This window comes from Maribacter sp. (assembly GCA_020629415.1).
GTDB classification, from domain to species: domain Bacteria; phylum Bacteroidota; class Bacteroidia; order Flavobacteriales; family Flavobacteriaceae; genus Maribacter; species Maribacter huludaoensis.
In genome coordinates this window covers 1-12,029 of sequence record JAHDDL010000042.1, presented here as the reverse complement: position 1 = coordinate 12,029, position 12,029 = coordinate 1, and the positions used below count along the sequence as shown (strand labels likewise).

At 37.3% G+C, this 12,029-nt stretch carries 7 protein-coding genes; 4 read left to right on the top strand and 3 right to left on the bottom strand.

The window, feature by feature from the left end; genetic code table 11:
• Window positions 1-68 precede the first annotated feature (68 nt).
• Genes QZ657_RS14475 through QZ657_RS14460 form a run of 4 tightly spaced genes read left to right on the top strand, consistent with a single transcriptional unit; the run spans window position 69 to window position 6,642 of the window.
• Entirely contained in the window at window positions 69-1,430 is a 1,362-nt protein-coding gene (locus tag QZ657_RS14475) for an NAD-dependent succinate-semialdehyde dehydrogenase (RefSeq protein WP_291967813.1), read from the top strand.
• A gap of 4 nt (window positions 1,431-1,434) precedes the next feature.
• Window positions 1,435-1,596 (top strand): hypothetical protein, encoded by a 162-nt coding sequence (locus QZ657_RS14470; RefSeq protein ID WP_291967810.1) that lies wholly within the window; start codon window positions 1,435-1,437, stop codon window positions 1,594-1,596.
• 39 nt (window positions 1,597-1,635) lie between these two features.
• Window positions 1,636-5,376, top strand: a complete 3,741-nt coding sequence (locus QZ657_RS14465; protein WP_291967809.1) for a hypothetical protein — start codon at window positions 1,636-1,638, stop codon at window positions 5,374-5,376.
• Between the two features lie 54 nt (window positions 5,377-5,430).
• Complete coding sequence (locus QZ657_RS14460; protein ID WP_291967807.1) at window positions 5,431-6,642, top strand: Pycsar system effector family protein; 1,212 nt, start codon at window positions 5,431-5,433, stop codon at window positions 6,640-6,642.
• 25 nt (window positions 6,643-6,667) lie between these two features.
• Here QZ657_RS14460 and QZ657_RS14455 read toward each other — a convergent pair whose 3' ends face one another.
• The 3 genes from QZ657_RS14455 to QZ657_RS14445 all read right to left on the bottom strand — a co-directional run bounded on the left by QZ657_RS14455 (window position 6,668) and on the right by QZ657_RS14445 (window position 11,917).
• On the bottom strand, window positions 6,668-6,793 hold the full coding sequence (locus tag QZ657_RS14455; RefSeq protein WP_276470651.1) for a hypothetical protein: 126 nt from the start codon (window positions 6,791-6,793) through the stop codon (window positions 6,668-6,670).
• A gap of 144 nt (window positions 6,794-6,937) precedes the next feature.
• Complete coding sequence (locus QZ657_RS14450; protein ID WP_291967805.1) at window positions 6,938-8,374, bottom strand: rubredoxin; 1,437 nt, start codon at window positions 8,372-8,374, stop codon at window positions 6,938-6,940.
• A gap of 12 nt (window positions 8,375-8,386) precedes the next feature.
• A complete protein-coding gene (locus QZ657_RS14445; protein ID WP_291967803.1) occupies window positions 8,387-11,917 on the bottom strand; it encodes a nitrate reductase in 3,531 nt (1,176 codons plus the stop codon).
• Between the last annotated feature and the right edge of the window lie 112 nt (window positions 11,918-12,029).

The window sequence follows — 12,029 nt, the reverse complement described above, 5'->3', positions numbered from 1 at the left end:
GTTTAAACGGGTTAAGAATAAAATGAAACGAATTAACACAATACCCATCTTACAACTAAATTTGTGTTATGGAAGAATATAAAATTATTAACCCTTATAATGGTTCCGTTGTTAAAACTTATACCAAAGACACCTACGACGATATTAAGGCGAAGCTGAAAAAAGCTTTGGCCGTAGAAACTTCTTGGGCAAATTTGGAAATAGAGGACAGGTGCGAATTACTGAACAATGTTGCGGAACTTCTTTTAGAGCGCAAAGAGGAATATGCAGCACTAATGACGCAAGAAATGGGCAAACCTTTTTCTCAAGGTATTTCCGAAATTGAAAAATGCGCATGGGCATGTGATTTTTATGCTTTGAATGCAGAAGATTTATTGGCAGATGAAATTATTGATACAGATGCCGATGAAAGTTTTATAAGCCACGACCCTTTAGGTTGCATACTTGCGGTAATGCCTTGGAACTATCCATTTTGGCAGGTAATCCGTTTTGCCGCCCCTACCTTGACCGCCGGTAATACGGCGTTATTAAAGCATGCACAAAATGTTACTGGGTGCTCATTGGCCATAGAACAGTTATTTTTAGATGCAGGTTATCCTGAGGGATGTTTTCAAAGCCTTAAAGCCGGGCACGAAGAAATTGAAAAGCTTATTACTGATGATGGTGTTAAAGCGGTAACACTCACGGGAAGCGAAAAAGCCGGTAAATCCATTGCAGGTACCGCAGGAAAGAATTTGAAGAAATCCGTACTTGAACTAGGGGGCAATAACGCCTGTATTGTTTGGGAAGATGCAAATCTGGAAGAACACATGGAAACCATGGTAACCGCACGTATGCAGAATACCGGTCAAAGCTGTATTGCCGCTAAACGTTTTATAGTCTGTGAAGATATATATGATGCTTTTCTTGAGAAATTTACTGCCAAGGTAAATTCTTTACAAAGTGGCGATCCAATGAAAGAGGAAACATTTATTGGTGTTATGGCTAGAGAAGATTTGGCAGAAGAGCTACAAAAACAAGTAAACGATTCTGTAAAAAAGGGCGCAAAAGTAGTTTTAGGCAATATGCGTAACGGTGCCTATTTCTCTCCTACCATTTTAACAGATGTTACGGTAGACATGCATGTATTTAAAGAAGAAACTTTTGGACCTGTTGCCGCAATTATTAAAGTAAAGAATAGGGAAGAGGCCATTGCAATGACAGCAAATTCTAGATTTGGTTTGGGCAGTATGCTCTTTACCGAAGATATAGATGCTGCTATGAATATAATATCTAACATACCCGATGGGGCATTCTTCATAAACGACATGGTTAAATCTGACCCAAGGTTACCCTTTGGTGGCACTAAAGCATCAGGTTACGGGAGAGAACTTTCTAGAGAAGGAATTTTAGAATTCGTGAACAAAAAAACAGTATACATTAAAAAATAAAATTATGACAGAAGAAACAAAATTTGTAAAAGAACCAGAAGAAGAAACACAAGAATACATCCTTCAGAAGAATAAAAAAACAAAATTAGGGGTAACCATACTTATCGCTTTTTTAGTACTCCTCATTGGTGGAATCATTGTATCAAACATATTTTTTACCAATTAGAAAAGCAATTTATTGCCCATAATTAATTTAATTAAATTTATGACCGACCGCCCTATTCAAAATATTGCTATCACCCGTAGAACGATAAAATACTTCAGTTTTACTATTATTCTATTATTGCTTTCATCGTGCGCTACATATAAAGAGCAAAGTAACGTACAAGAAAGTAATCTGGTACAGGACAATGATATAATCCATTCTTTCTATATAGCAGGCGGATTGGGAAACTCATCCGTTACTCCAAATACAGCTCTATTAAACCGTTTTAAGGAAGAGCTTGACAATGCTTCTTTAAACAGTACCTTAATTTTTACCGGTGATAACATCTCGCCAGAAACCAGTAATTGGTCCGTAGATAGTACTTTGATCCAAAAACAACTTGATGTCTCTGCCAATTTTAAGGGAGAGACTATTTTTTTGCCGGGAAATAACGAATGGAAAAGCTATAGATTAGAAAAAATTGAAAAGGTAGAGAATTACCTAAAAGATATTGAAAGAGAAAATGCGGCGGTTATACCAAACAACGGTTGCCCAATTGACCATAGAGTTATAAATGATGACCTAGACCTTATTCTGGTAGATTCTAAGTGGTTCGTGTCTAACTGGTCTAGAATAGAAGGTATAAATAGTAAGTGTACTGATATTATAACCCGTAGACGGTTCATGGAAGAATTGGAAGGGTATATTGGTGATGGCCAAGGTAAAAATATCGTTATTGCCATGCACCACCCAGTATTTACCAATGGAACTTATGCAGGTAAAACAACCGTGAAAGACCATACCACTCCATTACCTTTACTAGGCACTGTTAAGAACGCCGTTATGGACCTTGGTGCATTTAATCCAGAACACGTAAACTCTAGACGGTATAACTACTTGCGTATTGCAGTAAGTGCTTTGGCCCAAGCTAATGACCGTATTACATTAGTTTCTGGTCATGAGGAAAGTTTACAGTTATTAGAAGGTGGTGGTATACATCAAATTGTAAGTGGTTCTCTTGGTGAAAAAAGTGCCGCTAAAATGAGTCCCGGTAGAATTACAGCTATTGGTGGATCAGTAGAATATCATGGGGAGTATGTATTTGGTGAAAGAGGTTTTGCCAGATTAGATTACTTTAAAGACGGTAGCTCTAAAGTTACCTTTATTTCAGAAAATGACTTAAGTTCAAGTAAGACATTCAATGTTCTACCAAAAAAAGAACCAGCAAAGGTGTTGAGTTCATTTGCTACCAATTCAGAAAAAAATAAGGAAACCAAAATTTTAGATGACCCAAAAGATTATAACAAGAGTGCCTTTTATAAATTTCTTTGGGGAGAGCGCTACCGTAAGTATTATGGTCAACCCGTAGAAGCGCCCATTGTTCAATTAGATACGCTATATGGCGGATTATCCGTAATAAAAGAAGGTGGAGGGCACCAGTCGTTCTCATTGCGCTTAGAAGATGCCAACGGTAAACAATATGCCATGCGTTCATTACGGAAAAGTGCGTTGAAATTTTTGAAATTCAAACTTCCGGGCATTGCCTACAATACCCAAGATTATCAAGATACTTGGGCAGAAAAAGCAATTTCAGATTTCTTTACCACTGCCCACCCTTACATGCAATTGGTCATTAACCCTTTGGCAAAATCTGTAGACATCAATCATTCAGATACCGATCTGTTCTACGTGCCAAAGCAAGACAGTTTAAAACAATACAACGAAAACTATGGTGATGAACTTTACTATATAGAACGCCGACCATCTGAAGAACAAGCGCATTATAAAGGGTATAGAAGAACCATGGATGAAAATTCTGGCGAGGTTACGGATTATGAGAGCACTACCGATATGTTAGAGAAGATAAAGAGCGATGAATCTTATTGGGTAGATGAAAAGAGTTTTATAAGAGCTAGACTTTTTGATATGTTAATTGGGGATTGGGACCGTCACCAAGATCAATGGAGGTGGATAGAATATGAGAGTCCTGATGGAGAGAAAGAATTTATGCCCATACCTAGAGATCGTGATAATGCCTTTCCTAGATTTGACGGTAAGGTAATTCCTTTCATAAATTGGTTTGTTCCAAATACAAGAAATTGGGAAACATATGATGATGATATCGATAATGTAAAATGGCTGAATTTATCTGGTAATAGATTGGACCGTACCTTACTTACATCATATGGTCCAGAGGTTTGGGTAGAAGAAGCTAGGGCCATTCAAAAAGGCATGACGAACGAGGTCATTGAAAATGCCTTTACCCGCTTGCCGGCTTCTGTACAAGATGAAACTTCTGAAAATATCAAGAAAAATCTAAAGCAACGCCTTGCAACTTTAACCCAAACAGCCGAAGATTATGCCAAATACCTCAACAAAATTGTGGCAGTTACCGGTACTGAAAAAGATGATATCTTTACAATGACCAGACTGCAGAACGGTGATACAAAAGTAGAGGTGAAACGTATTCTCACAGACGAGAAAAATGAACTTTTCTATTCAAGGGTATTCAACGATAGTCTTACAAAAGAAATTTGGATATACGGCCTGGGCGATGATGATAAATTTGTTGTAAAAGGCCAAGAGAACCCAAATACAAAACTTAGAATTGTTGGTGGTTACGGTAAGGACTCATATGCTATTACCAACAAGAGAAAGGTAAAATTATATGATTGGGAGCATGAGAAAATCAATATTGAAAATCTACAGCCCAAAACCTTATTGACGGATAATTATAAAACCAATACTTTCCATTTTAGATATTTTAAACCGAATACCAATATACTTGTGCCCACATTGGGTTTTAGAACTGATGACGGTATGTTCCTAGGTGCATCTAACACCTATACCCAACAAGGTATTGACGGTAACTCATTTAGACAACAACATACGGTAAGTGCTAATTATTATTTCAAATTCAAAGCTGCAGAACTTTCTTACTCTGGCATATACGGAAGTGTTTTTCAGGGTTGGAATTTTGAAATGGATGCTTATTTTGCAAACGACAGGTATGTTAGTAACTTCTTTGGTTTTGGAAATGAAACCATTAACAATGAAGATGCACTGAGCAGGGATTATTACAGAGGTAGGATCAGAACTTTTAAGGCCAGCGCCGGTTTGGCATATTATAGCCTACGGGTTAAAGGTCTATTTGAATCATTTAAGGTTGCAGATAACGAAAACCGACTTTTTAATCCAGATAATTTGGAGGATGCCGTTTTTGAAAATCAGAATTATGCTGGTGCAGAACTGACCGGTTATTATGATCGTGACGATGCAGGAGACTTTCCTTCTAAAGCTATTTATTTTGGTTTTGCCGCAGGATATAAAATGAACTTGAACAATAATGCCAACAAATTTGGTTACGCCTCCTTAAAAATAGGGGTCGATCACAAATTAGAATCGAAAGGTAATTTGGTTTTAAGCACTACTGCCGAGTATAAGGGTCTTTTTGATTATAACGACGTCTATTTTTACCATACCCCATCAATTGGCGGCAATAACGGTTTACGTGGATTTAGGGACGAACGCTTTACGGGAAAATCTTATTTCTATCAGTCTTCAGATTTAAAATTAAAGCTTAAACGCTACGTAACGGCCGTATCGCCCGTAACTATTGGTATGTATGGTGGGTTCGATTATGGTAGGGTCTGGATGCCAAATGAAAATTCTAATGTATGGCACACTTCACAAGGTGGTGGTTTTTGGATCAGTAGTTTAAAGGCGCTTACGTTTAACATTGGATACTTTAATTCTAAGGAAAGTAACTTAATTCAGGTTGGCTTTGGACTTTCAATCTAATACAACTAAAATATTTTCGTACTTTTCTAATGTATTCTACTATACCGCCCACTCATGTCTAAAATAGTTTCCAAAGCCGAAGTATTTGCCATTGCTCAATTAAGCAATGATATTGACCCAAGGTATTTATACCACAATCTTAGGCATACACAGCGTGTTGTAGACAGTACCAAAGAGCTTATAGAAGGCGAAAAAGTCGGTGAAGCTGAACGTGAGCAACTCTTAGTAGCTGCATGGTTCCATGACCTTGGTTATTTGGTATCTTATGGAAAGCATGAGGAGAACAGCTGTCAGATCGCTAGAGACTTCTTAACCAAAGAAGAAGTGCAAAATTCCTTTACAGAAACAGTATGTAGCCTAATAATGGCTACAAAAAAGAATTATGAGCCTAAAAATGAATTAGAAAAAATAATACGTGATGCAGATTCTTCCCATTTTCATGTGAAGAACTTTATGGCCACTACGGAGCTTTTACGCGAAGAACTCTCTCTTTTAGGTAAGCAAAGCAAAACTGCTGCAGATTGGCGAGAAGAAAATATTGTTCTGCTAAGATCAAAACATCGTTTTTACACAGATTATGCAATTGCCAATTGGCAGAAAGGAAAAGATAAGAACATTAAAAAACTTATAAAGGCCAAAAAGAAACATAAAGAACTTGTTAAAAAAGAAAGTCTTAAGGCAAAATTTAAAGGGGAGCTACCGGACAGGGGTATTCAAACCTTATATAGGGTTACGCTACAAAACCATTTAAAACTAAGCGATATTGCAGATACCAAAGCCAATATCCTACTTTCGGTAAATGCTATTATCGTTTCTATGGCGTTGGCAAACCTAGTGCCCAAGTTAGATAATCCTTCAAACGATTATCTGTTCTATCCCACTTTCGTTTTTATTATTTTTAGCGTAGTCTCAATGGTCATGTCCATAATTGCAACCAAACCCAATATTACCACCGGGCAGTTCACAGAGGAAGAAGTTACCAGCAAAAAAGTAAACTTGTTGTTCTTTGGTAATTTTCACAAAATGAAATTAAAGCAATATAACTGGGCAATGAACGAGCTTATTAAGGATAAGGATTACATATACAGTTCACTGACAAAAGATCTGTATTTTTTAGGTATTGTTTTAGAAAGAAAGTACAGAATTTTACGATGGACCTATACTGTTTTTATGGTAGGTATGATTATATCTGTCATTATTTTCGGTATAGCACTTAAATTTTACGGACCGGAAAGAGTTCTAGAACTACCGGTAATGCAACCTTAATGAAAATATTTAGAATAGCAAAAGTTTAAGCCCCAAAAGCCATTAGCCCTATACACAGCAAAATTCCAACTGCAGCAACTACAATGGTAAACTTCAATGCATTTACCAAAATTGAATCTTTACTTTGATTATTTACATTAACCCTGGTCATGAGTGGTGGTTTATTTAGATTACACCACAAAATTATATTGAAATAAGTTAAAATTTTAACTTATTTGACCAATTTATTGTCTCTTTTACAATTTTTATAACATATTGATTTAGTGATTAGTATCATCTTTTCCTTATGTTAGTATCAATTCATTTGTATCATTGCTTCTTTAAATCTTGATTTTGGTGCCGAACATATTGGGCACTCATAAGTGTCATCAATATCTTCAAATTTGGTACCTGCCGCAATGTCATAAGACGCATCACCAAAAACTGCATCATAAACTGTTAGGCAATCTTGACACTGATATAGCGCTTGGGTTGCCTCAACAATTTCAACACTAGTCTTTTCTTCATCATCATCCATACGTCCTAACTGGTCAAAATACATTTTACTCAACTCCATTAACAGACCTGGCAGTTCTATTTTATCAATATCCTGGGCGTAGGTAATATACTTTTGACTATTGGGATCAAAATGTTCAAAATGTAGCACATTGTACGTTGGGCGAACTTCAAACTCTTTAACAATGGTGGGCAAACTGTTCTTTTCAATAATCACCGAGGCAAAGTGCGAACGCTTACCCACTTCATTGCTTATGCCAAAAGTAAGACCGTAGGTACTAATATCATTTTGATCAAAACTTCTGACCAAATATTTTTTAAGCTCAAGGGCTTCACCGTCATCAATTGGTACGTGCCAGTTCATCTCTAACTGAGAGTGCCTAACATTAATTCCCCTTTTTCCCAAAAACCTTTCAAGTTCTGGCCTACTTGATTTTTTAATTCCTTTTACCACGAAAGATTTCCAAGGTGTAATACAGATTTTACCAATACTGTTATCTAAACAAAAACCACAGAATGCCTTTAAAAACGATAGGTCATATTTATTATTTCTCCAGTACAGTCCCAACCAATAAAGATCGGTACCCAACCTGTTCATACCCTCATAGTACGGGAAAGTCTGAAAAGGAACCTTCAATTCCTTTTCCATGGTTTTATTGTTAGTCTCCAAGTTTTTGTTCATTACAAAGAACAACTCATCTATATCTGAAATGTCTTCATGAATTTCCTCTATTTGCTTTGAAATGGAGTTTATATCCCAACTATAGATTAAAACCGGATAAAAAGCTGATGATTTCCAGTGTGGAAGTTTAATGTTTAAATACCAATAATCTTCTTGGTCAGATGCTATAAAATTGAGATTGCCACTAAAAATAGGGACTAGCCTTTGTTTAGGATCGGTAATATTGATTTTGAGTTTTGGCAAAAAATCAAAACCTTCTAAAATATATAAATACGTAGATCCCTTTAACCAGTGGGTCATGTCAAAAATATCTGCAGATACGTAAGAGCTTACAATATTCTGATATGATCTATTGGCAATGATATCAGTATTGAATTTTGAAATACTTTCCAATTGCTCTTCTTTGGCATCTTTCAACGGAAACAAAATATCTTGTCTAGAACCAAAATTTACACTTGTAAGTCCGGCAGACTCTAGCATGGTAATTATATCCTTTAATTCACCCGGGGAAGTAACCCCTCCCTTGATCAATATTCTATGCAGATCATCGTTCATAATGTCCTATTTTTAATTAGCCAATACCAGCTGTTTTTGTAATAACTCCTTTATCTCTGGCTTACAGCTACCACAGCCTAAACCTGCACCTGTTTCTGAGCATAATTTGTTGAACTCGGAGCATCCGCCATTAATGGCATCAATAACATTACCCTCGCCCACTTGACTACAGGAGCAGACCAATTTACCCTTTAACGGAACAGAGGTAGAAGCGCCACGCAACAACTCATCCCGCTTTTCAGAGAGTTCAATTTCCTCTTCTATGAGCCTTTTAAATTCTGCAAATTCATTTTTATCGCCCATTAAAATGGCACCTTTAAGCGTGTCATCTTTTACGATACATTTCTTATAGAAGCGCTTGCTGACATCCATTAAAATAATTTCTTCATACGATGGATCCCCTAACGGTGAGTTGACCATGCCAATGCTGCAGAGATCTAAATTTTCGAACTTTAAAATATTCATTAAAACAGACCCGTTGTAAATACTGCTGAAATCGCCAAGAATAAAATTTGCCGCAATATCAGCTTGTTGTTCAGCTGCCGACGTAATTCCGAAAAGTGAATTTTTGTATTCCGCTATTTCCCCGAGTGCAAAAATAGAAGGGTCGCTACTTTGTAAGTATGAATTTACAACGACTCCCCTACGGGTATGAACCCCAGTCTGTTTTGCCAATTCTATATTGGGCCTAGTACCAATGGCATACACAATGGCATTACATTGAATGGTTCTACCAGTTTTTAGATTCACCAAAAGACTATGTTTTTGGCCCTTATCCTCAAAAACGGTACTTACCTCATTATCAAAATAGAGGTTTATGCCGCGCTCCATCACATCTTCCGCCAATAGCCTACTTGCAACACTATCCAATTGACGTTCCATTAAACGCGGTGCCCTTTGAATAATGCTAATGTTAATGTTGATCTTTTTCAATGCCGCTGCAAGCTCCAAACCTAAAAGCCCGCCACCTACAATGACCACATTCTGATCTTTTGCCTTTAGACCGGTTTCGGCCAGGTATTTTCTAAGCTTATCGGCATCGCCCCTTTCACGCATGGTAAAGCGACCAGGTAATTTTATTTGAACATCACTAGGGATAAATGCCCTACTACCCGTTGCCATAATAAGCAAATCATAAGAATGCACATTACCCAAAGAATCTAAAATCGTCTTTTCATCTGCATTGATATTGTCTATACAAATACCGGAATGCAAAATGACATCCAACTTTTGCAACTCACCTTCCTTCAATTTTTCCAAAGCTTCCCAAGAAAGTTCATCACTAACATATTCCGGTAGCAGAACCCTATTGTAAAAAGGGTCTTTTTCCTTTGAAAACACATGAAGTTCATCTTCTGTATTTTTTTCTCTGTAAGATTGTATGAAACGATATGCAGCGGCACCGGCACCTACGACCACTACTTTCTGCTTCTCTTTGACAAATTTGGAGACCTCAACCGCGCAGTATTTAAAATCCGGTTCTTTAGATATTGGGTCTACCAAATCGTTGGTCAGGTTATTTGCCCTTCCAAAATCATTGTTCAGTACTTTACCCCAGTGCATTGGTAAAAAAACTACCGATTCTCTTATATCATAGTTGAGCTGTACCTTCACCTGTACCTGCCCACGTCTGCTTTTGACCACTGCAATATCACCTTCTTTTATCTTTCTTAAATAGGCATCTACTGCATTCATTTCTAAATATGGTTGCGGAATATGCGTCAACAATCTTTTAACCTTACCGGTCTTGGTACGGGTATGCCACTGATCGCGCACCCTACCTGAATTTAATATTAAAGGATATTCGTTATCCGTTTCCTCAGATTTATTATAAAGCGTTGAAGGGGCATTGAAATGTGCTTTTTTATCATTGGTAAAGAACTGACGATCTGTAAATAACCTAGGTGTACCCTTATGTGTTTTATGTGGTACGGGCCATTGAAAACTACCTTCATTGATCAACCTTTCATAAGACAGCCCAGAAATATCTATATCTGTACCTTTTGTCAATAAGCAATGTTCGTCATAAACTTCACTACTGTTATTATAATCAAAGCCACTATAGCCCATTGCCTGGGCAAAACGCCATATAATTTCTGCATCTGGCAAGGCCTCCCCAGGGGCATCTATAACTTTTGGCAGATAACTAATTCTTCTTTCAGAATTGGTCATGGTACCTTCTTTTTCTAACCAACCCGCCGCAGGTAGCAAAAGATCGGCAAATTTAGTTGTCTCCGAGTTATGTGATATGTCTTGTACCACCACGAATTTTGCCTTTTTCAATGCTCTTTCTACCTTTTTTACATTGGGCATACTAACTGCAGGATTGGTACAGATAATCCATATGGCCTTTAATTTTCCTTCATCCAAGGCATCGAACATTTCTGTAGCGGTATACCCTGGTTCTGCCTGTATTTCTCCGCCTCCCCAAAAGTCGGACACTTCTTTTCTATGCTTAGGATTGCCCAAGTTTTTATGGGCTGCCAATAAACTGGCCATACCACCAACTTCTCTACCGCCCATAGCATTTGGCTGACCGGTTAATGAAAATGGTCCTGATCCTGGCTTACCTATTTGACCTGTTAATAAGGATAGGTTTAATAACGAGACATTTTTAGCAACACCTATAACACTTTGGTTCAGCCCCATGGTCCACATACTAATGAACTTTTTGGCATTGCCAATATACTCTGCCGCTTTACGTATATCTGCTACTGGAATACCACATTTTTTAGCCGCCTCTTTGAGCGTTAATGTATAAGCCATTTCTTTACACGCTTCAAAATTTGCAGTGTGTTTTTTAATAAAGGCAACATCTATTTTTCTTTTATCTATTAATCTACGCGCAATGGCATTAAATAGAATTACATCGGTACCCGGTAAAATCTGCAAATGTAAATCTGCCCCTGCACAAGTCTGTGTTTTACGAGGGTCTACTACAATTATCTTTACATTCGGATTTTCTTCTTTATGCTTTTCCAACCTTCTATATAAGATAGGATGGCACCAAGCCGGATTTGCCCCTGCTATTAAAAAACAATCTGCCAATTCTATATCCTCATAACAAATTGGAACGGAGTCTTCCCCTAAAGTTTTCTTATATCCTACTACGGCAGAACTCATGCACAGTCTAGAATTGGTATCTATATTATTGGTGCCTATAAAACCTTTGGTCAATTTGTTTATTAGATAGTATTCTTCTGTTAAGCATTGACCTGATACATAAAAACCTACACTATCTGGACCATGTTTGGCAATGATACTCTTAAAAACCGCTGCAGCACGTTCAAAGGCGGCATCCCAAGAAACGCGTTGTAAAGGATGATTTCTGCTCCATTTCATTTCTGGATACAGAATACGATCTGTTGTATCTTGCGCTACGTAGTTTAGATTTCGTCCTTTGGTACAAAGCATACCTTTATTAGATGGGTAATCTGGATTACCATCTACACTTATTGTTCCTTTTGCATCAACATCTACCAACATACCGCAGCCAACACCGCAATAAGAACATATTGTTTTATGAGTTTTAGTACTATTCATTTTACCAGAGATAAAGAATGGTTTAGAAGTATACTGCAAATTATAAAAAGTACGTATAAATACGTACTTTTTTATCGTAAATGTTTTGGATTATATCGAGTGATCCGCAATT